Here is a 23,643-nt window from a genome sequence, read left to right on the forward strand (position 1 = left end):
GCCTCGGTCAGAGCTCGAGCTCGTCGGCCAGCGCGCGCAGCAGCTTTGCCGTCGGCTTCGCCGTCTTGGGATCGGGGTGGCGACCGTGCCGGAAGCCCTCACCGACGTTGTCGAGCAGCCGGATCAGGTCCTCGACGATGGTGACCATCTCCTCGGGCGTCTTGCGCGAGGCGTTGCGCTGGTTGCGCGTGACGGACGCGGGCGCGTCGAGAACGCGGACCTGCAGCGCCTGGTCGCCGCGGCGGCCCTGGGCGATGCCGAACTCGACGCGGGCACCGTTCTTGAGCACCTTCATGCCCTCGGGGAGCGCGTCGGAGTGCACGTAGACGTCAGGCCCGTCGTCCTGGGACAAGAAGCCGAAGCCCTTCTCGGCGTCGAACCACTTCACCTTGCCACTGGGCACTGGTCTGACCTATCTGTTGCGTCGCGTCGCCCGCGACCCGTGTCGCGCGCAGAGGAAGGATATGTGCCGGGGCAACCGGCGGGCCATCGGTTAGTCGTCTCTCAGTCGAGCAGGTCGTTCAGGGAGCCTGAGCGGAAGCCACGGGGGTCGAGATCTGCCTCGGTGAAACCTTCCGCGAGTACGGCGACCCGCACGGCCGACCGCAGCGACCCGGACGCCAGCGGACCCTCGAGAAGCGCCGCGTCGACCTCGACCGAAGCCCGGTCACCGAGGTCGCGCACCCGGAGGTCGCGGACTGCTGCTCCGGCGCCCTCGAGCACCCGGCGTACGCCGGCTTCGGCGCGCTCGATGCGGCCCAGCCGGTGCGGGGTGACCGCGATGCCGTAGGCGACCCGGCTCGAGAGGCAGGCCGCGGCGGGCTTGTCCCAGGTGGGCAGGTCCCAGCGGCGCGAGGCCGCGCGCACCTGGGCCTTTGTGAGCCCGGCGTCGAGCAGTGGCGTGATGGCACCCCGCTCGGCGGCGGCCTTGATGCCGGGCCGGAAGCCGGCGACCGCGTCGTCGGCGTTGGTGCCGGTGGCGACGTGCCGGAAGCCCTCGCGCCCGGCGATCTCTCCCAGCACCTCGGTCAGCTCGGCCTTGCAGAAGTAGCAGCGGTCGCCCGCGTTGGCGACGTAGCCCTCGAGCTGCATCTCGTGGGTGGTCGGCGTGATCAGCCGGACGCCGAGCGCAGCCGCGAAGTCGCGTGCGGGGTCGCGCTCGGCCTCGGGCAGCGAGTGGGAGTAGCCGGTGGCGGCGAGCACCCGGTCGGCGCCGAGGGCACGCACGGCGGCGGCGAGCAGGAACGCGCTGTCGGCTCCCCCGCTGTAGGCGACGACGACCGACTCGCGCGCTGCCAGGTCGGCGGCCAGGGCCCCGAGTCGGGTGTCGAGCACGTGCTCATCGAGCCAGGCGGGAAACTCCGTGAGGTCGTCGAGTACGACGTGGGTCCCGGCCGCGAGGAGCTCCTCGCGCGTGCAGCCACCGGTGAGCACCGAGACGCTGATCGCGCCGGCCGCGTGCGCACCCTCCACGTCGTGGACGTGGTCGCCGACGTAGATCGACGCGCCCCTCTCGACGAGTACGTCGGCCTTGCCGACGCCCCAGACCGTCCCGGCCACGTGGTCGACGTCGAGGCCGAGGTGGTCAACGTGGAGCTGGGCGTTGGGTGCGAACTTGCCGGTCACGAGCAGGACCTGCCCGCCGTGACGGCGTACGGCAGCGAGGGCTTCGTGGGCGCCGGGGAACGCGGGGACCGTGGTGATGCAGTGGTCGGGGTAGAGCGACCGGAAGCGGTCGATCGCGGGTGCCACCGCGTCAACCGACAGGTGTGGGGCGAGGATGGCGTCGAGCGGCGGGCCGAGCCGCGCGGTCATCTCCTCGACCGGGAAGTCCACGCCGAGCTCGGCGCCGAGTGCAGTCAGCGTGGCCCGGAAGCCGGGCGCGGTGTCGATGAGCGTCATGTCCAGGTCGAAGCCCACGGTGAGGCGAGCGGGCGTGCTGAGCATGGGGCCAGCGTAGGTCCGCCCTTTGATTCCCCACCAATCCCCTGCGAGCATGGACAGCTCGCCGGCACATTTGAGCTGCCGAGCAGATGGGAAGCATGACCTTGGGGACGACCAGGACCACCAGGACCGCGTCACGGCGACGCGCGCTCCGGGCTGCCCTGGTGCCGCTGCTCGTTGCCACGCTGGCCGCGTCGACGATGGCGTTGACGTCGTCGGCCGATGCCGATGACACCAGCGTGACCGAGCTCTATCTCGTCACTCTCACTGAACCCGGCTCCGCGGCACCCGAGGCACAGGCCACGCTCGCTGCCGAGCAGGACGTGCTCCTGTCGTCGGTCGCCGCCCCCGCCCCCGTCTACCGCTGGACCACCGCTCTCAACGGGTTCGCGACCCAGCTCACCGTCGAGCAGGCAGCGATGCTGAGCGCCGACGAGTCGGTGGTGCTCGTGGAGCCGGACGCGATCTTGCCCCTAGCCGCTGCCCCGCGCACTGCCTCGTCGGCTACTTCGATGGCGTCGCCGGCCAAGGCCAACCGGCGCCCACGTGGCGGCGCCGGCGTCGTGGTCGGCGTGATCGACTCCGGCATCGCCCCCGAGAGCCCGGTCTTCGCCGACACCCCCGCCCTCGGCCGCGAGCCCGAGCGGTTCGCCGGCGGCTGCTCGACCGGCCAGGACTGGACCACCGACATCTGCAACCGCAAGCTTGTTGGCGCGCGTTGGTACGTCGACGGCTTCGGCGTCGACCGGGTCCGCAGCTCCGAGTCCCTGTCGCCGCGCGACGTCACCGGTCACGGCACCCAGGTCGCCTCCGTGGCGGCCGGCAACGCCGGTGTCTCCGTGGCGGCTGACGACTGGTCCGGCACGTTCGGCGGAGTGGCACCGCAGGCCCGCATCGCCGCCTACAAGGCCTGCTGGTCGGCACCCGACCCCGCCGACGACGGCTGCTCGACGGCCGACCTCGTCACCGCCATCGACGCGGCCACGGCCGACCGGGTCGACGTACTCAACCTGTCGGTGGCCGGCCCCACCGCCTTCGACACCGTCGAGCGCGCGCTGCTCGGCGCCACCGAGAACGACATTGCCGTGATCGCGGCTGCCGGCAACGACGCCCGCCACCAGTACGCCGCGCACCCCGCGCCGTGGGTCACCACCGTCGGTGCGCTGGCAGGTTCGATCCGGGCCGGCCGGGTGAGCGTGCAGGGCGGGCCGAAACTGGAGGGCGCCACCCGTGCGGTCGAGTCGAGTGGCCGGGCGCGGATCGCCCTGGCCACCAACGTCGCCGCGTCCGGAGCCTCGCAGCGCGCAGCCAGCCAGTGCCGTGCCGGCTCGCTCGACGCCAGCCTGGCGGCCGGCACGATCGTCGTGTGCAGCCGGGGCGGGAACGCCCGGGTCGAGAAGTCACAGACCGTCCAGCACGCCGACGGTGTCGGCATGGTGCTGGTCAACCGCACTCGCGGCACGGTGGCCGATGACTTCCACAGCCTGCCGACGGTGCACCTCGAGGCACGCCAGGGGCGGGTGCTGCTCCACTGGCTGCGACGCCACCCCGCTGCCGAGGCCACCTTGCGCCCGCTCGACCGGCCCGCCGCGCCGCCCCGGCTGGCGCGCTGGTCGGCTCCCGGCGACCCGACCGCGGGCACCGTCAAGCCCGATCTCGTCGCCACTGCCACGGGTGTGCTCGGCGCCGTCCCGTCGGCCACCGGTCGCCGCTGGGACCTCTTCACCGGTACGTCGGCCGCGGCCGCCCAGGTGAGCGGAGTCGCCGCTCTCGTGCGGGCCCGGCACCGTGACTGGACCGCCGACCTGGTGCGTTCGGCCATCGCGACGACCGCCGTGCCCGTCGGCCGGGCCCCGAACGGGCTCGAGCAGGGTGCCGGCCGAAGCGCGGCCAAGGTCGCGGCGCGGCCCGGCCTCGCCTTCCCGGTCGGCCCGTCGTCCTTCCGCGACTATCTGGTCGGCGACCGCGCAGGCGCCGCCCTGAACACCCCGTCGATGCTGATCCGCGGCCACCACACGCTGACCCGGCGGGTCACCAACGTGAGCAGCCGGCCGATGTACTACTCGTCGCGAGCGGTCGGCTTCACCAACCACCGGGTGATGGTCCAGCCGGCGGCGATGACGCTGCGCCCCGGCCAGTCGACGACGTTCAGTGTCGATGTCACCGGGCCCACCGGACCCCACCCGCTCGACGCCGGCCAGGTAGTGTGGACCAGCGCCCGGGGCACCACGGTGCGGGTGCCGGTAGTGCTGGTGCGCTGAGTCGGTCCGTCGGCCTCAGGCCAGCCCGAGCTCCTTCGCCGACTGCTCCCGCATCTCGATCTTGCGGATCTTGCCGGTGACGGTGATGGGGAAGTCGTCGACCACCTTGACGTAGCGCGGCGCCTTGTAGTGCGCCAGCTTGCCGGAGCAGAAGGCACGTACGGCGTCCGCGTCGAGCGGCTCGGCGCCGGCCCGCATCTTGATCCAGGCGCACAGCTCCTCGCCGTACTTCTCGTCAGGTACTCCGATGACCTGGACGTCCTCGACGTCGGGGTGGGTGTAGAGGAACTCCTCGATCTCGCGCGGGTAGATGTTCTCGCCACCGCGGATCACCATGTCCTTGATGCGGCCCACGATGGTGCAATAGCCGTCGTCGCGCATGACCGCGAGGTCGCCCGTGTGCATCCACTTGTCGGAGTCGATGGCCTCACTGGTCTTGGCCTCGTCGACTTGTCCTGAGGAGCCGAGGGACGAGGCGTCTCGAAGGGGCCAGTAGCCCAGCATCACCGAGTAGCCGCGCGTGCAGAACTCACCGGTCTCACCGCGCTCCACCACCTCACCGGTCGCCGGGTCGACCACCTTGATCTCCACGTGCGGGTGGGCGCGGCCGATGCTCGCCGTACGCCGCTCGAGGTCGTCGTCGGATCGCGTCTGACACGACACCGGTGACGTCTCGGTCATCCCGTAGGCGATCGAGACCTCCGTCATGTGCATGTCGTCGATGCACCGCTTCATCACCTCAACCGGGCAGATCGAGCCGGCCATCACGCCGGTCCGCAGCGACGACAGGTCGTAGGTGCCGAAGTCGGGGTGGCTCTGCATCGCGATGAACATCGTGGGCACCCCGTAGACACCCGTGCACCGCTCGTCCTGCACGGTCTGCAGGGTGATGGCGGCGTCGAACGCCGGCGCCGGGATCACCATCGTCGAGCCGTGCGTGGTGCAGCCGAGGTTGCCCATCACCATGCCGAAGCAGTGGTAGAAGGGCACGGGGATGCAGAGCCGGTCCTCGTGGGTGAAGTTGATCAGCTCGGTGGTGAAGAAGCCGTTGTTGAGGATGTTGCGGTGGCTCAGGGTGGCGCCCTTGGGGTAGCCGGTCGTGCCCGACGTGTACTGGATGTTGATCGGGTCGTCCGGGCTCAGCCCGATCCGGCGCTCGTCGAGCTCGCCCGCTGACACGGAGTCGGCGCCCGCCAACAGGTCGTCCCAGTCGGACGTGCCGATGAAGACGACCTGCTTCAGGTCGGGGCACTGGTCACTGGTCTCGGTGACCATCGCGCGGTAGTCGCTGGTCTTGTGCGACTCGGCGCTCACCAGCATCCGCATGCCCGACTGGTTCACGGCGTAGGAGAACTCGTGGGTGCGGTACGCCGGGTTGACGTTGACCAGCACCGCACCGATCTTCGCGGTGGCGTACTGCACGAGCGTCCACTCGGCACAGTTCGGCGACCAGACGCCGACCCGGTCGCCCTTGCCGAGCCCGGCCGCCATCAGCGCCCGCGCGAGGCTGTCTACGTCGGCATTCAGCTCGGCCCAGGTCCAGCGGCGCCCCGAGGCGACCTCCACCAGCGCCTCACGATCCGCGTACGTCGTCGCGGTGCGCTCGAAGTTGGCCCCGATCGTCTCGTCGAGCAGGTCCGGGCTGGGCTCGCCAGCGGCGTAGGACTCCATGGTCGAAAAACCTACTTCGCCGCCGCCCCCTCGGATAGTCCAGTCACCTTCTGTCGCTCCGCCCATGGGACGAGGACCTAAGGTGACTGGACTAACGCGGGCAGCGAGTCAGCGGTGGGCGTCGCGGACGACCCGGTCGTGGCGGAGCGAGGACCCGCGGGTCTCCTTGGCGCAGAGCACGGCGACGATCGTGATGACCGATGCGATCGCGACGTAGATACCGACCGCCGTGGTGTTCTTCTCCTCCACGGTGCCGAGCAGCTCCAGGGCGATGATCGGGGCCAAGGCACCGGCGAAGATCGACGCGAGCTGGTAGCCCACCGAGGCGCCGGTGTAGCGGACCGAGGTGCCGAACAGCTCGGAGAAGAAGGCCGCCTGCGGCGCGTACATCAGCGAGTGGAAGATCAGCCCGACCGTCACCGCCAGCAGCACCTTGCCGGGGCTCATCGAGTCGAGCAGCCCGAAGAACACGAAGCCCCAGACACCGACGCCGACGGCGCCCGTCAGGTAGAGCGGACGACGGCCGACGCGGTCGGACAGGGCGCCGAGAGCCGGGATCAGGAAGAACTGGAAGCCTGCGGCGATCAGCAGCATCTTGAGGATCAGGCTCTTGTCGGCCTCGAGGTAGGTCGTCACGTAGCTGATCGAGATGACGGTGAAGATGTAGTACGAGATGTTCTCCGCCATCCGCATGCCCATGGCGATCAGGACCTCCTTGGGGTAGGTCTTGATCACCTCGAGGATCGGCAGGTGCGAGTCGGCCTGCTTCTTCTCCGCGATCTCTGCCTTGGCCTCGGCGTAGACCGGCGACTCCTCGAGCTGGAGGCGCACGTAGAGGCCGATCAGCACGAGCACGGCCGACAGCAGGAACGGGATGCGCCAGCCCCACGCCTCGAAGTCCGCGTCGCTCTGCACCGCGGCCAGGAGGAACAGCACACCGGTGGCGAGCAGGTTGCCCAGCGGTACGCCGGCCTGCGGCCACGACGACCAGAACCCACGGTTCTTCTCGTCACCGTGCTCGGCGGCCATGAGTACGGCGCCGCCCCACTCTCCGCCGACCGCGAAGCCCTGGAGCAGGCGGCAGACCAGCAGCAGGATCGGCGCGGCGATGCCGATGCTCGCGTACGTCGGCAGCAGGCCGATCGCGAACGTCGCGACACCCATCATCATCAGCGCGACGACGAGCATCTTCTTGCGGCCCACCCGGTCACCGAAGTGGCCGAAGACCACGCCACCCAGCGGCCGCGCCACGAAGCCCAGCGCGTAGGTGCCGAACGCCAGCAGGGTCGCGGTGACCGGCTCGCTCTCGGGGAAGAACAGGGTGCCGAAGACCAGGGCCGCGGCCGAGCCGTAGAGGAAGAAGTCGTACCACTCGACGGCGGTGCCGACGAGGGAGGCGAAGACGACCTTGACGATGCCGGGTGGGGTGCTGACCGGACCGTTCTGGCCGGCTGCGGCTGGGTGACCAGCTGAGCTCGGGGACTGCGTGGACATGACGTGCCTTTCTCGGGGGGATGGCCTTGTCTTGGTGGATCTTGCGTCGTCAGGCGGCGGTCCAACCGCCGTCGAGGAGGAAGGAGGATCCGGTGATGGACGACGACTGCGGGCCGCACAGGAAGGCGACCATCTCGGCCACCTCGTCCGGCTCGACCAGTCGCTTGACGGGAGTGCGGGCGAGCAGGACGTCGTCGACGACGTCCCCAGCGGGGATCCCGTGGGCCTTGGCCTGATCGGCGATCTGGCCCTCGACGAGCGGCGTGCGCACGTAGCCCGGGCAGACCGTGTTGCTCGTGACGCCCTTGCCGGCCGCCTCCAGCGCGATCACCTTCGACAGCCCCTCGAGGCCGTGCTTGGCGCTGACGTAGGCCGACTTGTACGCCGACGCGCGGTGTCCGTGGACGCTCGAGACGTGCACGATGCGACCCCAGCCGGCGGCGTACATGCCGGGGAGCAGAAGCCGCGCGAGCCGGAACGGCGCCTCGAGCATGACCTTGTGGATCAGCGCGAAACGCTCGGGGTCGAAGTCCTCGATCGGTGCGACGTGCTGGAGGCCGGCGTTGTTGACGAGGATGTCTGCGGTGACGTCGAGCGCGCCGATGGCGGCGCCGTCGGAGAGATCCACGACGCGGTGCTCGCCACCGATCAGGGCAGCCACCTTGGCGGCGCCCTCCTCGTCGCGATCGACCACGACGACCTCGGCGCCGGCCTCGGCCAGGCGAGTGGCCACGGCGGCGCCGATGCCGCTCGCGCCGCCGGTCACCACGGCACGCCGGCCTTCCAGCCGGGCTCCCGAAGTGACGTGCGTCTCAGACATGACCGCCACGCTAGGCCCAGATAATCGCCGCCGGACATGGCTGAGCTACACACAGTTATGCGCTCACCCTGTGCAAACGGGCCACATGCCGGTCATGATGTGGCGCATGGGCTTCCTGGAACTCTTGTACGCCGACGCGCCTCGCGCCGACTTCGACCGGCTCGTCACCGAGGCCGAGGGGCAGGCCGGCGCCGGCGACCTGCCCGCCGAGACGGTCGAGACGCTGCGCCGCGAGCACGAGCTCGCACTCCGCCTGCGCGAGGTGATCGCCCGGCACCGGGCCCGCGAGGCCGAGCTCTCGGCGCTCTACGACACCGCGAGCGACCTGACGGCGATCCGCGACGTCGACGCCATCCTCACCGCCATCGTTCGACGGGCGCGGCAGCTGCTCAACGCCGACATGACCTACCTCTCGCTCAACGACGAGGACGACGGCGCGTCGTACATGAAGGTCACCGACGGCGCCCTCACGCAGGAGTTCCGCCGGCTCCGGCTGCCGCTGGGCACCGGGCTGCTCGGGCTGGTCGCGCAGATCGGTGCGCCGTACTTCACCGAGGACTACCAGGCCGACGAGCGCTTCGTGCACCGCGGCTACATAGACGAGGCGGTGGCGGGCGAGCACATTCGCGCGATTCTCGGCGTGCCGCTGATCCTCGACGGGCGTGTCATCGGGGCGCTGCTCGCGGTGCACCGCACGGTGCGTCAGTTCCCGGCGGCGGAGGTCTCCCTGCTGATGTCATTCGCCGCGCACGCCGCCGTCGCGCTCGAGAACGCACGGCTCTTCGCCCAGCTCGACGAGGCCAACGCCACCATGACCGCGCACACCCGGTCGGTCGAGGCCGCCGCGACCGCGCACGACCGGCTCACCGACCTGCTGCTGCAGGGCGGCGGGGTGGCGGAGGTGGCGACCGTGCTGACGGGCATCCTCGGCGGTGACGTGACCGTGCACGGTCCCGACGGTGAGCTCCTCGCGGGCGACTCGGCACCCGTCGACGGATGGGCGGATGCCGTCGCCGGCGCGGTCGCGTCGGGCCGCTCGGTGCCGATCCACGACGGCTACGTCGCCCCGTCGCTGGCCGGCACCGAGCACCTGGCGACGCTGGTGCTCAGCCGCCCGAGCCGGCCGATGGGCCTGGCCGAGCGCCGCACCCTCGAGCGGGCGGCCCTGGTCACGGCGCTGGTGCTCCTCTTCGCCCGGTCAGTCGCCGAGACGGAGGAACGCCTTGGCGTCCAGCTGCTCGGCGATCTGCTCGGCGGCCGCCTCGACGACCCGTCCCGGCTGCGGGAACGGGCGCGTCGTCAGCGCCTCGAGCTGACCGCTGCCGCCGCCCTGTGCGTGGCCGAGGTCGACGGCGTCGACCGACACACCGCCCTGCGCGCCGCGTCCGCCGTCGTCGCCGGAGCCCGCGGGCTGGCAGGAGAGCACGGTGGCCGGCTGGTGCTCATCGCCCCCGACGCCGATCCCGCCGAGAGCGGCGAGCGCCTCCGCGAGGCGATCACCAGGGTCGGCGGCGCGGCTACGGTCGGCGTCGCGCTCGTCGATAGTGACACCGACGCCGCGTCGTACTCCACGGGAGTTCGGGAAGCCTACGCCGAGGCCCGGCGCTGCCTCGACACCCTGCTGACCCTGGGCCGCCAGGGCGAGGTCAGCGACGCCACCGGCCTGGGCCTGGCCCGGCTCCTGCTCGGCGACAACGGACCCGAACAGCTCGGCTCGTTCCTCGAGGCGACGATCGGTCCGGTGCGTGAGTACGACGCGCGCCGGGGCACGTCACTGATCGCGACCCTGGAGGCGTGGTTCGCCACCGGCGGGAAGCTCAAGGCGGCGGCCGAGCGACTGCACGTGCACCCCAACACCGTCACCCAGCGGCTCGACCGCATCGACGACCTGCTCGGCGACTGGCGCGAGCCCGGCCACAGCCTCGACGTACAGCTCGCCCTCCGGGTGGCGCGGCTGCACACCGTGCGGGTCAGCGCTCGCGGCTGACCAACATCTCGCGGTCGCCGAAGCGCACCGTGTCACCGTCGATCACGGTCGTCGGCTTGCCGGCCGTGAGCTCGCGCGCGACGCCCTTTCGGAGCAGCATCGAGCCGTTGGTGGACCCGCGGTCCATCACCACGAGCGCGCCGTCGGGGGCGGGCGCGAACTGGGCGTGCGTCTTGGACAGCGACATGTCACCCGACGACAGGGGTACGACGTGGCGCACCGGCTCACCGCCTCGCGGCTCCGGGCGGCGGCCGACCAGGGTCAGGCCCTCGACGACGAACGTCTCCCCGTCGTCGAACGTGACCCGCCAGCGGACCGACGGGGCCGGCGCCTGCTGCGGCGAGACGTTCGGTTGCTGGGTCGACTGCTTGGCACCTCGGACGACGGTGCGGCCGTCGTCAGCCGGACCGGGCTGGGCGTCGCTCGGCCGGGGCGTGTGAGGGAGCGGGCGTTGCTCGGGCCGAGGTGGAGAGATGAGCTGGGGCGGCGGCTGCTGGCCCGGCGGTGGGCCCGGCTGCTGCGGCTGCTGCACGCGCTGCTGCATCGGCTGCTGCTGAGGCGCCGGCTGGGGAGCCCCGTTCGAGGGGGAGCCGGCGTCGGGGACCCGGGGTGCCGGGGTGGGTGCCGGGCTGGGTGCCGGAGTCGGCGTGGGTGCCGCGACGGGGGCGGGGATCAGTCGCATCGCGGTCAGGTTGACGACGTGCCGCGGGGCTTCGGCCTCGGCGGCGACGGGCGGTGCCGGCCGCACGTCGATGACGATCCCGTGCGAGATGTGGTCGTGCCAGCCGCGGCGTCGGTGCCCACCGTCGGCCACGGCGGTCCAGGCCAGCGTGGCCAGGCCCAGCCCGAAGGTCGGCAGCGCCGAGAGCCCGAGCACCAGCGAGCGCAGCAGCGCACGGCCGAAGCCGATGGGCGTGCCCGTGCCGTGGTGCACGACCCGCAGGCCGACCAGGCTCTTGCCGGGCGACGAACCGGTCATCCCGAGCACGGCGGAGAAGACGAGCGTCATGAGTACGGCGACGCCGACCACGATGCCCGCGCCGGCCCAGAACCCGCTGCTGCCCAAGAAGTACCAGCACGCGACGGCGGTCGCGGCGTACAGGCCCCAGACGATCAGCCGGTCGATCGCGAACGCGTAGAAGCGTCGTTCGAGCTCGGCGACCGGGTAGGTCGGCGGGGTGCCTGTGAAGGGAACACTCATGTCGTGGGTCTCTGGTGTCAGGGGTTGGTGACCTGGATGGTCACACCGTCGCCGAGGTCGATGATCGCGCCAGGAATGAGCGACACCGCAATGCCCGGCTGCAGCTCCTCGGGCGGCAGGCCCGGCTGCATGAGCATCGTGCCGTTGGTCGAGCCGAGGTCGGTCGCCACGGACATGCCGTGGTCGACGCCGGAGCCGGGCCGGATCTCGAGGTGCGTGGACGAGATCTCGTGGTTGGGGCTAGGCACCGTCACCAGCTGCGGCTGGTCGGTGGACGCGAAGCGTCGGGCCTCCGGCGCCCGGCCGATGAGGATGGCACGGTCGACCTCGATGGTCTCTCCACTGGAGAACACCAGCTTGGCGACCGGCCGCGAGGTCACGCTTGGCGCGGGCGGCTGACCGGGGATGCCGGGTGGCTCGGCCACGACTCCCCCCACAGTCCCGATCGTGGTGTGGCCGTCGTGGTCGGCGCCCTCCTCGACGGGGAGGGCGACAGTCTCGGGGCCGGCCGCCGGCTCGGGCTCGGGCTCGATGGGCGGCTCCGGCGCGACGTACGGCGCGGCAACGGGCACCTCCGGGTGTTCCCCGGTCTCGTCGTCGGGGGCGAGCATGGGCTCGGGCTCCGGGTCGGCCTCGACAACCGGCTCGGGCTCGGCGATCGGCTCGGGCACGGCAGCCAGGACGGACTCGGGGGCGGGGGTGCGCTCCGACTCGACCTCCACGGGTACGACGGCACTCGAGGCCGCAGCACCCCCGACGACTGCTCCACCACCCCAGGTCACCCGGGAGACGCGGACCAGCCCGGATGCCACGGACAGCTCGTCACCGGTCGAGTCGGGCTCGACCTCGACGGTGATCCCGGTGACACCGGTCAGTGTGCGCTCGCTCCAGATGGAGCCCGGATCTGCAATGACCTCGGCGGAGCCCCCGGACGTGTCGCAGCTGACCCGGCCCTGGCCGCGCACGAGGATCCGGGTGGCGCCCTCCGTGTCGCCCACCAGCACGAAGTCGGAGAGGTCGCGCAGGCCGGACGAGAGAAGGGCGTCGAGGGTCTGGTCGAACCCGGCACCGTCGTCGACCTGCTCCCAGACAGCAGCGACGCGGGCCTTGGCCGACGCCGGCAACAGCACGGTGACGGCAGGCCCGACGGCGGCGTACCAGGAGCCGGGCAGGTAGCCGCGCCTGCTCGCGTCGCTCTCGTTCACGGCATTGCTCATGGAAGGGCCCCCAGTTTTGTCTCGAGACTCTCGCGCTGACGCACGAAGTCGAACGACTCGTCGGTCACCAATCCCACCACATCCACGACGACCGCAGTCGCGTTGTCACGCCCTCCGGCCATCAGCGCCGCCTGCACGAGTCCGTCGGCGGCGTCGCGGGGGTCGTCGTTCTGCTTCAGGATGCGGGCGACGGTCGCGTCGCTGATCATGCCGGTCACGCCGTCGCTGCAGAGCAGGATGCGCTCGGCCGCGGCCAACGGCAGCAGGAAGAAGTCAGGTTCGAGGGAGTCGAGGGCGGCGCCGAGCGCGCGGGTGATGACGTGCCGTTCGGGGTGCTCGGCTGCTTGCTCGGGGGTGATCTCGCCGGCGTCGATCAGCTCCTGGACCACGGAGTGGTCGACGCTGACCTGGTCGAGCTCGTTGTCCACGAGCCGGTAGATGCGCGAGTCGCCGAGGTTGGCGAGCAGCCACTTGGGACCGTTCTCGTCCTCGACGAGCAGCGCCACCACGACCGTCGTGCCGGCATGGATGCGGTGACCTGTGCCGGCCTGGGCGCTGGTGTAGTCGCGGATCCGCACCTGGCAGCGGGTCAGTGTGGCGACCACGGCCTCGGCGCCTCCGCGCGGGTCGTAGCCCTCCTCGCTGAGCCGGGCGAACTCCTCGACGACGATCCTGCTGGCGACGTCACCGCCAGAGTGGCCACCCATCCCGTCGGCGACGACGAAGAGGGGCGGCGCGACGAGGAACGCGTCCTCGTTGACCTTGCGCACGTGGCCGATCTCGCTGGACGAGCCGTGGTGCAGGTCGACCGCCTTCATCGACACACCCTGCCGCCCCTGTCGTCGGTGTCACCACGGCCGTGCCCGTGGACCATGCCTCCGGGCGGGAGGCTGACGAGTAGCGTAGGAGAGATGTCTGCCAACGAGCCGGGGACACCCCCACGCACCCTCGCCGACCAGCTGCGCGGGTGGCCGGACGAGCGCCTGGGCAACCTGCTGCGTGAGCGTCCTGACCTGGCCACTCCGGCTCCTCACGACTCGGCCCAGCTGGCCTCGCGCGCCGCCACGCGCTCGTCGGTTCTGCGCGCGCTCGACGGACTGAGCCGGCTGGAGCTTTCCGTACTGGATGCCCAGGTGATTGCATCTCAAACCACCCAGGACCAACTTGTTTCACTGGTGTACGCCGACCCGGCAGCAGTCACGGCCGCCACCGATCGCCTGGTCGACCTCGCCCTGACGTGGCAGAGCCCCTCGGGACTGCGCCCGCTGACCGGCATCGCCGAGGTCCTGCGTGGCACCGAAGCGGCCGGCGTGAGCGGGCTGCGGCCCGTCACCGGCCACGGCCATGACGCCGCCACGATCCTCCAACGCATCGCCCAGCTCAGTCCCCCGGCACGCACGATGCTCGAGCACCTGGCCGAGCGCGGCGGCGAGGGCACCACCGGCACCGGGCGTGCGCCCACGCGCCCTGAAGACGCGGCGACCCCGGTCGAGGAGCTGCTCGCCCACGGCCTGCTCGTCCCGCGCGGTCAGGGCGTCGTACACCTTCCCGGCGAGGTCGGGCTGGCCCTGCGCGACGGTCGCACCACGACGGCCCCGGTCGACGACGTACCCCCGATCGCGACGAGCGACCGCGACCCTTCCCTCGTCGACAAGCTCGCTGCCGGCGCCGCATTCGACGCCGTACGCCGCGTGGAGCTGCTCCTCGACCACTGGGGCCTGGCTCCGCCCGGCGTCCTCCGGACCGGCGGGCTGGCGGTGCGCGACCTCAAGGCGGCCGCGACCGAGCTGCACGTCACGCCCACCGAGGCCGGCCTGCTGGTCGAGGTGGCACACGAGGCCGGGCTGCTGGCGGAGTCCACCGACACCGACGGCGAGGCGGTCTGGCTGCCCACCGACACCTACGACTCCTGGTCGACCGGCGATCCCGCGGTGCGCTGGGCCGCGATCGCGCGCGCCTGGCTGGAGTCGCCGCGGCTGGCCGGGCTCATCGGCACCCGCGACAGCGCCGGCAAGACTTGGAACGCGCTCGCTCCCGACCTCTCGAGCAGCTTCGCGGCCGAGGCCCGCCGGATGGCGCTCGACGAGCTTGCCGACCTGCCGCCGGGAGCCACGCTCGCGACCGGCACCGGCCTGCCGGGTGTCGTGGCGCGCGTCGCCTGGAAGCGGCCGCGCCGGCCAGCCACCCGCGCCGACATGGTCGGGTGGGCGCTCGCCGAGGCGGCGGCGCTCGGCCTCACCGGCTACGACGGGATCTCCGGCGCCGGCCGCCACCTCCTCGCCGGCGACCTCGACACGGCCGCGGCGGCGCTGGCGCCCCTGCTGCCCGAACCGGTCGACCACGTGCTCGTGCAGGCCGACCTCACCGCCGTCGCGCCCGGCCCACTGGAGCCAAGCCTCTCGCGCACCCTTCACCTGCTGGCCGATGTCGAGTCGCGCGGTGGGGCGACGGTCTACCGCTTCGCGCCGACGTCCGTGCGCCGCGCGTTCGACGCCGGCTGGTCGGCCGCGGAGGTGCACGAGTTCCTCGCTTCGGTCTCGCGCACTCCCCTGCCCCAGCCGCTGACCTACCTGGTCGACGACGTGGCCCGCACCTTCGGCACCCTGCGTGTCGGGCACGCCGAGGCGTTCCTGCGGGCCGACGACGCGGGCGCGCTCACCGAGCTGATCCACCACCCGAAGGCGGGCACCCTCGGCCTGCGCCGGCTGGCACCCACGGTCCTGGTGAGCACGGTGCCGGTCGACGTACTGCTCCCCCGGCTGCGCGAGCTCGGCTCAGCCCCGGTGGTGGAGGCCGCCGACGGCACGGTCCGTGTTGCCCGCCGCGACCTGCAGCGAGCTCGCACCCCGCGGCACCGCCGCCCGCCCGCCATACGCACTGCCCGCGAAGCGGCGACGGTCACTGCGGTCGTCACCGCCATCCGCGCCGGTGACCGGGCCAGCGCCTCCCGGCCGTCACGGCCCACCGACGCCACCAGCCCGCAGGCTGCGCTGGCGGCGCTGCGGATGGCGATCGACGACAGCGCCACCGTGCTCATCGGCTACGTCGACAACCACGGCTCGTCGTCTGACCGGCTGGTCGACCCGATGCGCGTCGAGGGCGGACAGCTCACCGCCCACGACCACCGCAGCGACGACACCCGCACCTTCGCCGTACACCGGATCACGACGGTCCGGCCGGTCGCTGACCGGTAGGGCTCTGACCGGCGTAGACCGGCGGGAGTATCGACCTGATCCGTCGAGCGCTCAGGCGTGGGCGAGGGGCTCGGGCAGGCGTTGTTCCCGCTCGCGTACGACGGTCAGACCCGTTGGCGATCGACCGTAGACTGGCCGGATGGACTTCCTGAGGTACGCCGAGTCGGCGGCGGCGCTCCTGAACGCCGACGTCGACGACGTCGACGGCCTCCTGACGCACCTGTCGGACCGGCATTGGCTGCACGCGCAGACCAGCGACCGCGACGTTGCCGTGCTGCGCCGGTTCCAGCGGGACCTGCGGCCGATCTTCGACGCGTCCGACGCCGGCCGGGCCTCCGATGTGGTGACCGGTCTCAACGAGCTCCTGAGCCAGCACCCGGTCACCCCGATGATCAGCGACCACGACCCGACGCACCTGCACATGCACGTCGCCAACCGTGCGGCGTCGGTCTCCGACCTGCTGATCGGTGAGTCCCTGATGGGGCTGGCCACGCTCGTGTGCGACCTCGGCCCGACCCGGCTCGGGGTCTGCAGCGCGACGAAGTGCACCAACGTGTACGTCGACACCTCGCCCAACCAGTCGCGCCGCTACTGCTCCGACCGCTGCTCCTCGCGCGCCAACGTGGCGGCCTACCGCGCCCGACAGAAAGCTGCCGCAACCGCCTGATGACATCCCCCGACGGCCCCCTGATCGTCCAGTCCGACAAGACCCTGCTCCTCGAGATCGACCACGAGCGCGCGCAGGACTGTCGCAAGGCGATAGCGCCCTTCGCCGAGCTCGAGCGTTCGCCCGAGCACATCCACACCTACCGGCTGACCCCGCTCGGCCTCTGGAACGCGCGCGCCGCGGGCCACGACGCCGAGCAGGTCGTCGACACCCTGCTGGCCTACTCGCGCTACCCCGTGCAGCACGCGCTGCTCGTCGACATCGCCGAGACGATGGCCCGTTACGGCCGGCTCCGCCTCGAGAAGCACCCCGTGCACGGTCTGGTCCTGGTCTCCACCGACCGGCCCGTGCTCGAAGAGGTGCTGCGCGCCAAGCGGATCCAAGGAATGATCGGCGACCGCATCGGCGGCGCAGACGGGGACACCGTCGTCGTACACGCCAGCGAGCGCGGCAACCTCAAGCAGGCGCTCCTCAAGATCGGCTGGCCGGCCGAGGACTTCGCCGGGTACGTCGACGGCGAGGCGCACCCGATCGCCCTCGACGAGACCGAGTGGCACCTGCGCGACTACCAGCGCGACGCCGCGGAGTCGTTCTGGCACGGCGGTTCCGGCGTCGTCGTACTCCCGTGTGGAGCGGGCAAGACGCTCGTCGGGGCGGCCGCGATGGCGCACGCCGCGGCCACCACCCTGATCCTCGTCACCAACACCGTCAGTGCGCGGCAGTGGAAGGACGAGCTGATCAAGCGCACGTCGCTGACCGCGGAGGAGATCGGCGAGTACTCCGGCTCCGTCAAGGAGATCCGGCCCGTCACCATCGCGACGTACCAGGTGATGACGACCCGCCGGAAGGGCGTCTACTCGCATCTCGAGCTCTTCGACGCGCGCGACTGGGGCCTGATCATGTACGACGAGGTGCACCTGCTGCCGGCGCCGATCTTCCGGATGACCGCCAACCTCCAGGCCCGCCGCCGCATCGGCCTGACCGCCACGCTGGTGCGCGAGGACGGCCGCGAGGGCGACGTCTTCTCGCTCATCGGCCCCAAGAGGTACGACGCGCCGTGGAAGGACATCGAGGCGCAGGGCTGGATCGCGCCCGCCGACTGTGTCGAGGTGCGGGTCACGCTGCCCGAGGGTGAGCGGCTCGTCTACGCGACGTCCGAGCCCGAGGAGCGCTACCGGCTCGCGTCCTGCACCCGCCGCAAGCTCGACGTCGTACGCCAGCTGGTCGCGCAACACGTTGGCCAGCCCACACTGGTGATCGGCCAGTACATCGACCAGCTCGACGAGCTCGGCGAAGCCCTCGACGCACCCGTCATCAAGGGCGAGACACCGGTCAAGGAACGGCAGCGGCTCTTCGAGGCGTTCCGGACCGGCGAGCTCGGGCTGCTCGTGGTGAGCAAGGTGGCGAACTTCTCCATCGACCTGCCGTCGGCGGAGGTGGCGATCCAGGTGAGCGGGTCGTTCGGCTCTCGCCAGGAGGAGGCCCAGCGCCTCGGCCGGCTGCTGCGACCCAAGTCGGAGGGCAAGAGCGCGCACTTCTACACGATCGTCTCGCGCGACACCGTCGACGCGGAGTTCGCCCAGAACCGGCAGCGGTTCCTGGCCGAGCAGGGCTACGCCTACCGGATCGTCGACGCCGACGACATCACGACTGTCTGAGCGCCGCGACGTACGCTCGCGAGCATGAAGCCGGTGCAGCGCTGGAGCCTCGTCGCCGCGGGAGTCGCGGCGCTCCTCGCCGCGCCGTGGGTGGTGCGGGCGCTGCCGGCCGACGACCCCGGCCTCGACGCCGCCGACCTGCTGTCGCGCGTGCAGGCGGCGCGTGACCATCCCTATTCCGGGTACGTCGAGTCGCGGGGCACGCTGCGGCTGCCGGTGGCCGACCGGTTCACCGACGTCGGCTCGCTGTTCGGCGAGGAGACCCGGATGCGGGTGTGGTGGCGCGGCGCCGACCGGTGGCGGGTCAACAAGCTGCTGCCCAGCGGCGAGAGCGACCTGGTGCACGACGCGCGTGGCACCACCCAGTGGCGCTACCAGCAGAACGACGTGAAGCGCAGCGCCGACCCCGACATCCGGCTACCGCGCACCGCCGACCTGGTGCCACCGGCGGTGGCGAGGCTGCTGCTCGACGACGTCGACCCCGGTGACGTGGAGCGCCTCCCCGCGCGCCGGGTGGCCGGCGTCGATGCGGCCGGCCTGCGGCTCGCACCCGCCGCGAAGCAGTCGAGCATCGACCACGTCGACCTGTGGGCCGATCCGACGTCCGGGGTGCCACTCCGGGTCGAGGTGGTGGCCAAGGGCGCTGACATGGCAGCGTTCACGTCTGAGTTCCGCGAGTTCTCCGCTGCGACACCGTCGGAGGAGTCGGTCTCGTTCAGGGCACCACCGGGGTCGGACGCCTCCTTCGATGACGTGCTCGACATCGCCGACGCAGCCAACCAGTACGCACCGTTCCTGCCGCCGCAGACCGTCGCCGGACTGCCCAAGGCACCCGAGGCCGACCGGGCCGTCGGCATCTACGGCGCCGGCATCACCCGGTTGATCACCATCCCGCTGCGCGAGCGCGAGGCCGGGCCGTTGCGGAAGCAGCTCGAGCTGACGCCCGGCGTTCAGGTGCTTGCCGAGGGCACGGTGGTCGCGTTGGGTCCGCTGGGCGTGATGCTGACCGGCGCCGAGGGCGCCGGCGGCTGGCTCGTTGCGGGCACGGTCACCGCCAACACCCTGGTGCGCGCCGCCCGCGACCTGGCCAACGACACGGTGGTGACGCGTCGATGATCCGCACGACAGGGCTCACCAAGAAGTACGGCGGCATCCTCGCCGTCGACGCCATCGACCTGCACGTCCGCGAGGGCGACATCTACGGCTTCCTCGGCGCCAATGGGTCGGGCAAGACCACCACGGTGCGGATGCTGCTCGGCCTGGTGCTCGCCACGTCGGGCAGCGCAGAGGTGCTCGGCGAGGAGATGCCCCGCCAGTCCGGCAAGGTGCTGCCCCAGGTCGGCACACTGGTCGAGTCGCCCGCGGCGTACCCGCGGCTTTCGGGCCGGGCCAACCTGCGTGTACACGACGCGCTCGGTCGCGAAAGTCGCCGAGGTCGCGCCGGCCGGGTGGACGACGTGCTCGACCGGGTCGGCCTGGGCGGCGTCGACGAGCGGCCGGTGGCGGCGTACTCACTCGGCATGCGGCAGCGGCTCGGGCTCGCCCACGCCCTGCTCGGAAAGCCGCGTCTGCTGGTGCTCGACGAACCGACCAACGGTCTGGACCCACAGGGCATCCACGAGATCCGCGACCTGCTGCTCGAGCTGCACGCAGGAGGTACGACGATCTTCCTGTCCAGCCACCTGCTGGCCGAGATCGAGCAGCTCGCGACCCGCGTCGGCGTGCTGGACCGCGGCCGGTTGGTCATCGAGCAGGAGCTCGCCACGCTCACCAGGCCGACCGGTCGCACCTACCTGCGCACCCACGACGTCCACCGGGCGAGGGCGCTGTTGGACGGCCAGGTCGAGAGCTTCGGCGACGACTCCCTGCTCGTGCGCGTCGACGACGTGGCGGCGCTCAACGCGCTGCTGGTGCGGGGCGGGGTCCGCGTGACGGAGCTCGCGCCCGAACGGCACACCCTCGAGGACGTCGTCCTGGCCGCCACCGCGGCCGGGTCCGACCGGATCGAGCGCGGATGATCCGCGTCGAGCTCCACCAGCTGCTGCGGAGCCGCCGCACGTGGGTCACGATCGCCATGATCGACGCACTGCCGACGCTGGTGGCGGTGCTGCTCGGGGTGACCGATGTCGGGCCACGGCCGGGCACCGGACCGGCCTTCCTGTCCGCCGTACTCACCGACGGCACGCTCTTCCCGCTGGCGGCTATCGCCATCGTGCTGCCGCTCTTCATGCCGATCGCGGTCTCGATCGTCGCCGGTGAAGCGATCGCCGGCGAGGCCCAGCTAGGCACGCTGCGCTACCTGCTCGTTCGGCCCGTGGGGCGGACCCGGCTACTCATCGCCAAGCTGGTGAGCGTGATGGCGTTCGTGATGCTGACCCTCGTCGTGGTGGCGGCAACCGCTTATGTCACCGGCACGCTGCTGCTCGGTGATGCGCCGATCGGCACGACCGCGACGGTGTCCGGCACCACGCTCAGCCAGCAGGAGCTGATCACCCGCACCCTGCTCGCGCTGGCCTACGCGCTGCTCTCAATGTTCGGCGTGGCTTCGATCGCACTGTGCCTCTCGACCATCGTCGACTCGCCCCTCGGCGCCGCGCTCGGCACCCTCGCCGTACTCGTCGCGTCCACGCTGCTGCTCACCCTCGACGCCGCCGACTCGATCGCGCCGTACCTGCCGACGCGCTACTGGCTGGCCTTCGTCGACTTTTTCCGCGACCCGATCCTGTGGCGCGACGTGGTCCGCGGCACGCTGCTGCAGCTCGTGTACGTCGCGGTGTTCCTCGGCATCGGCTGGGCCAACTTCGCGACCAAGGACGTCAAGGACTGAGGATCACTGGGTGGCGGAGCAGACCTCCTCGCCTGGCACGGCCGGAGCGTTTGTGCCGAGCTCGACGATCACGGCCGCCATCACCGACGGCGCACGCGGCAAGTCGCCGTGCGCGACGACGGCGCCCGGGCAGATCGACTGGATGGTGAACTCCAACGCCCCGTCGAGAGCAGCCGAGTCGGGAGGTACGACCGTCTGATCGTCGGTGGACCAGATCGACACCCACAACGGGCCGGCCGGTGTCTCGTCGCCGGCGTTCAGCTCGCGCAGCAGGTCGCTGTCGGGTACAAGCTGCTGGCAGGCCTCGGGGCACCGGTCGGGCGCCAGGTCGCCCGCCAGCCCGGCCAGGTCGGAGCCGTGATGAGGCGAGCCCAGGGTGAGCACGCGGCGGGCGAGGCTGGCGCCGCCGTGGTCGCGCACCCACAGCCGCACGGTCACTCCACCGGCGGAGTAGCCGATCACGTCGACAGAGTCGGCGCCGGTGCGGTCCAGTGCCCGGTCGACCGCGTCCTCGAGCACGCCGGCCTGTTCGTCCAGGTCGCCGGTGCCGTCGCCCGCCAACGTGACGACTTCTGCGTCGCGGCCGACCCGGGTCAGCGCCTCCGCGAGTACGTCGAGCGCGGTCGTCGATCCGCCGTACCCCGGCACGAGCAGCACCGGGCCGAGCGTTGCCTGCGAGACCGGAACGGTCGCCGGCTCGCGGTTGACCCAGAGCGCGACACCGATGGCGGCCACGACGGCCAGCGCCAGCGCGGCGAGCACCGCCACGAAGCGGCGGCGGGCCGGAGGTAGGGCATCGAGCATGCCCCGATCCTTGCGCAACCGGCCAAGGGTCACCCGCCGATCGACGCTCAGGCCAGGGCGACGACGGCGGTCAGTGCGCCCAGCACCAGGCACAACGGTGAGTAGGCGCGCAGGTCGAGGCGGCGGTAGGTCGCCTCTGCGACGCTCAGGCCGAGCCCGGACTCGACCAGACCGTAGACCCCCCTCACGAGCAGGACGGCAGCCACGACCCACGTGCCGGCGGCGATCCAGCCGTCGCCCAGGACCCCGGGGACCAGCCCGGCCTCGGCGACCACGAGGTAGGCCCCCGCCGCGAGCAGCACCCCGACTACGACCGACAAGGTGGCAAACACTGCCGGCAGCTCCTCGCCGGCGGGTCGGCCGACGATGACCTCGGCGAACTGCGCCCTGGTGCCCAACGGCCACGGCGACGCAGCCCACACGACGTGGAGCATGCCGACAAGCAGTAGCGCGAGCCCCGCGACGACAGCGATTCCAGTGATCATGCCCATCCCTCCGTTTCCATACGAGCCTGTATGGATGTCCGTACAGTAGCGTATTGATATGCCCGTGCAGAAGGTCACCCATGACGACTGGCTCTATGCAGCACTGACGACACTCGCCCGGTCCGGAGTCACCGCCGTCTCGGTCGAACCGATTGCCCGAGGGCTGGGGGTGACCAGAGGCAGCTTCTACTGGCACTTCAAGGACCGCGAAGCCCTGTTGATCGGCGCCCTGGAGCTGTGGGAGAGCGAGGCCACCACCTCGTTCATCGAGGCCCTGACACCGATCACCGACCCGGCCGAACGACTGTCCACCCTGTTGCGGGAGGCGCTGACCGGCGACGAGATTGCGGGCCTGGAGCCCGCCCTCGTCGCCCATGCCTCCGACCCCGTCGTCTCGGTCGTGCTGGAGCGGGTGACTCGTCGGCGGATGGCCTACCTCGAGGAGTGCTTTCGCGACCTCGGACTCGACAAGCGTGAGGCCCGACTGCAGGCGGTCGCCGCCTACGCCGCCTACCTGGGCTGGGTCGAGCTTCGACGCGCCGCCCCGGACGCCGTGCCCGAGGTGGCCCGCACCGGACGGAAGTCCCGCGCAGCCATCGACCATCTGCTGTCCATGCTCGCTGGGTCGCGCTGAGGCTCGCAATCGACGAGCGAGGGAGCGCTCAGGCGTCGGAACCGAGCTGGACGTACATCGTGAAGCGGTCGTGCCGGTAGGCAGACCGCGACACCTCGACCGGCCGGTGGTCGATCAGCGCCCGACGGGCGACACGCAGGACCGGCGAGCCCTTCGGCAGCTCGAGCTGCTCGGCCTCCTCGGGGGTGGCGACGTCAGACGTGACGGAGTCCTCGGCCCAGGTGGGCCGCAGCCCACGGGCGTCGAGCGCGTCGTACAGGCTGGTGGGCATGCCCGACTGCAGGAACCCGGGCAGCAGCACCTCGTTGAGGTAGGCGTCCTCGATGCAGATGACCTGGCCGTTGCCACGTCGTAGCCGCTTCCAGTGGATGACGGCGTCGCCGGCGGAGAGGTCGAGTGCGCGGGCCACGCCGGGGCCGGCCTGCTCGCGGCGGGCGAGCAGGGTCTGTGACTCGGGGAGCAGCCCCCGCTGGCGCATGTTCTCGGTGAAGCTGGTCAGCATGCCCACCCGGCGACGAGGTCGGGCAACGAACGTGCCGCGACCGGGCATCCGCTCGAGCAGCCCTTCGATCACCAGCGCGTCCATCGCCTGACGCACCGTCATCCGGGCCACGCCGAACTGCGCGACGAGCTCACGCTCGGACGGCGCGGGCGTGCCGGGCTCCGCTCCCTCGACCAGGGTGCGGACATGCTCGCGCACCTGCACATGCTTGAGTGCGCGCTGCACGGTTCCGGCCACCTGGGTCATAGGCTCAGAATAGGTCTGGACAAGCCGATCC

At 71.5% G+C, this 23,643-nt stretch carries 20 protein-coding genes; 9 read left to right on the forward strand and 11 right to left on the reverse strand.

The genetic code is table 11. The features are described from left to right. Positions 1-7: 7 nt before the first annotated feature. Together H4Q84_RS23145 and H4Q84_RS09925 are read right to left on the reverse strand one after the other, a co-directional pair. Positions 8-403, reverse strand: a complete 396-nt coding sequence (locus H4Q84_RS23145; RefSeq protein WP_282580329.1) for a cold-shock protein — start codon at positions 401-403, stop codon at positions 8-10. Positions 404-504: 101 nt separating this feature from the next. Continuing rightward, complete coding sequence (locus H4Q84_RS09925) at positions 505-1,947, reverse strand: HAD hydrolase-like protein (RefSeq protein WP_248583222.1); 1,443 nt, start codon at positions 1,945-1,947, stop codon at positions 505-507. 95 nt (positions 1,948-2,042) lie between these two features. On the opposite strand from H4Q84_RS09925, the gene H4Q84_RS09930 reads away from it, so the two are divergent. Then, the gene (locus H4Q84_RS09930) at positions 2,043-4,205 is read left to right on the forward strand and encodes a S8 family serine peptidase (RefSeq protein ID WP_248583223.1); all 2,163 of its coding nucleotides are present in this window, start codon (positions 2,043-2,045) and stop codon (positions 4,203-4,205) included. Positions 4,206-4,220: 15 nt separating this feature from the next. Here the strand turns inward: H4Q84_RS09930 and H4Q84_RS09935 are convergent, their stop codons facing one another. The 3 genes from H4Q84_RS09935 to H4Q84_RS09945 all read right to left on the reverse strand — a co-directional run bounded on the left by H4Q84_RS09935 (position 4,221) and on the right by H4Q84_RS09945 (position 8,190). After that, entirely contained in the window at positions 4,221-5,876 is a 1,656-nt protein-coding gene (locus tag H4Q84_RS09935) for an AMP-binding protein (protein WP_248583224.1), read from the reverse strand. A gap of 108 nt (positions 5,877-5,984) precedes the next feature. Then, positions 5,985-7,370, reverse strand: coding sequence for an MFS transporter (locus tag H4Q84_RS09940; protein ID WP_248583225.1), 1,386 nt, complete (start codon positions 7,368-7,370; stop codon positions 5,985-5,987). Between the two features lie 49 nt (positions 7,371-7,419). Beyond that, positions 7,420-8,190 carry a 3-hydroxybutyrate dehydrogenase gene (locus H4Q84_RS09945; RefSeq protein ID WP_248583226.1) on the reverse strand — a complete coding sequence of 257 codons (771 nt, stop codon included), beginning with the start codon at positions 8,188-8,190 and terminating at the stop codon, positions 7,420-7,422. A gap of 106 nt (positions 8,191-8,296) precedes the next feature. Here H4Q84_RS09945 and H4Q84_RS09950 point away from each other — a divergent pair, with 106 nt between their 5' ends. Beyond that, positions 8,297-10,177 (forward strand): GAF domain-containing protein, encoded by a 1,881-nt coding sequence (locus H4Q84_RS09950; RefSeq protein ID WP_248583227.1) that lies wholly within the window; start codon positions 8,297-8,299, stop codon positions 10,175-10,177. Here the strand turns inward: H4Q84_RS09950 and H4Q84_RS09955 are convergent. Genes H4Q84_RS09955 through H4Q84_RS09965 form a run of 3 tightly spaced genes read right to left on the reverse strand, consistent with a single transcriptional unit; the run spans position 10,161 to position 13,413 of the window. Further along, positions 10,161-11,378, reverse strand: coding sequence for an RDD family protein (locus tag H4Q84_RS09955; protein WP_248583228.1), 1,218 nt, complete (start codon positions 11,376-11,378; stop codon positions 10,161-10,163). The two genes, H4Q84_RS09950 and H4Q84_RS09955, sit on opposite strands and share 17 nt — an antisense overlap. 17 nt (positions 11,379-11,395) lie before the next feature. Further along, positions 11,396-12,595 (reverse strand): FHA domain-containing protein, encoded by a 1,200-nt coding sequence (locus tag H4Q84_RS09960; RefSeq protein WP_248583229.1) that lies wholly within the window; start codon positions 12,593-12,595, stop codon positions 11,396-11,398. After that, entirely contained in the window at positions 12,592-13,413 is an 822-nt protein-coding gene (locus H4Q84_RS09965) for a protein phosphatase 2C domain-containing protein (RefSeq protein WP_248583230.1), read from the reverse strand. Before H4Q84_RS09965 ends, H4Q84_RS09960 begins: the two co-directional genes overlap by 4 nt. A 93-nt stretch (positions 13,414-13,506) precedes the next feature. On the opposite strand from H4Q84_RS09965, the gene H4Q84_RS09970 reads away from it, so the two are divergent. From H4Q84_RS09970 to H4Q84_RS09995, 6 genes are all read left to right on the forward strand, one after another. Continuing rightward, the gene (locus H4Q84_RS09970; RefSeq protein ID WP_248583231.1) at positions 13,507-15,789 is read left to right on the forward strand and encodes a helicase-associated domain-containing protein; all 2,283 of its coding nucleotides are present in this window, start codon (positions 13,507-13,509) and stop codon (positions 15,787-15,789) included. Between the two features lie 139 nt (positions 15,790-15,928). Next, positions 15,929-16,456 carry a CGNR zinc finger domain-containing protein gene (locus H4Q84_RS09975; RefSeq protein WP_248583232.1) on the forward strand — a complete coding sequence of 176 codons (528 nt, stop codon included), beginning with the start codon at positions 15,929-15,931 and terminating at the stop codon, positions 16,454-16,456. After that, the gene (locus tag H4Q84_RS09980) at positions 16,456-18,114 is read left to right on the forward strand and encodes a DNA repair helicase XPB (RefSeq protein ID WP_248583233.1); all 1,659 of its coding nucleotides are present in this window, start codon (positions 16,456-16,458) and stop codon (positions 18,112-18,114) included. Before H4Q84_RS09975 ends, H4Q84_RS09980 begins: the two co-directional genes overlap by 1 nt. Before the next feature lie 24 nt (positions 18,115-18,138). Continuing rightward, on the forward strand, positions 18,139-19,230 hold the full coding sequence (locus H4Q84_RS09985; RefSeq protein ID WP_248583234.1) for a hypothetical protein: 1,092 nt from the start codon (positions 18,139-18,141) through the stop codon (positions 19,228-19,230). Next, a complete protein-coding gene (locus H4Q84_RS09990) occupies positions 19,227-20,132 on the forward strand; it encodes an ATP-binding cassette domain-containing protein (RefSeq protein WP_248583235.1) in 906 nt (301 codons plus the stop codon). Before H4Q84_RS09985 ends, H4Q84_RS09990 begins: the two co-directional genes overlap by 4 nt. Beyond that, positions 20,129-20,941, forward strand: coding sequence for an ABC transporter permease (locus H4Q84_RS09995; RefSeq protein ID WP_248583236.1), 813 nt, complete (start codon positions 20,129-20,131; stop codon positions 20,939-20,941). Before H4Q84_RS09990 ends, H4Q84_RS09995 begins: the two co-directional genes overlap by 4 nt. Positions 20,942-20,944: 3 nt before the next feature. On the opposite strand, the gene H4Q84_RS10000 is transcribed toward H4Q84_RS09995, so the two are convergent. Then, complete coding sequence (locus tag H4Q84_RS10000; RefSeq protein ID WP_248583237.1) at positions 20,945-21,745, reverse strand: hypothetical protein; 801 nt, start codon at positions 21,743-21,745, stop codon at positions 20,945-20,947. A gap of 47 nt (positions 21,746-21,792) precedes the next feature. Further along, on the reverse strand, positions 21,793-22,230 hold the full coding sequence (locus H4Q84_RS10005; RefSeq protein ID WP_248583238.1) for a DUF3995 domain-containing protein: 438 nt from the start codon (positions 22,228-22,230) through the stop codon (positions 21,793-21,795). A 58-nt stretch (positions 22,231-22,288) separates the two neighbouring features. On the opposite strand from H4Q84_RS10005, the gene H4Q84_RS10010 reads away from it, so the two are divergent. Continuing rightward, positions 22,289-22,864 carry a TetR/AcrR family transcriptional regulator gene (locus H4Q84_RS10010; RefSeq protein WP_248583239.1) on the forward strand — a complete coding sequence of 192 codons (576 nt, stop codon included), beginning with the start codon at positions 22,289-22,291 and terminating at the stop codon, positions 22,862-22,864. 28 nt (positions 22,865-22,892) lie between these two features. Here H4Q84_RS10010 and H4Q84_RS10015 read toward each other — a convergent pair whose 3' ends face one another. Beyond that, positions 22,893-23,612, reverse strand: coding sequence for a GntR family transcriptional regulator (locus tag H4Q84_RS10015; protein ID WP_248583240.1), 720 nt, complete (start codon positions 23,610-23,612; stop codon positions 22,893-22,895). Positions 23,613-23,643 lie beyond the last annotated feature (31 nt).

Origin of the sequence: Nocardioides sp. InS609-2 (assembly GCF_023208195.1) — a bacterium.
Lineage (GTDB): Bacteria > Actinomycetota > Actinomycetes > Propionibacteriales > Nocardioidaceae > Nocardioides.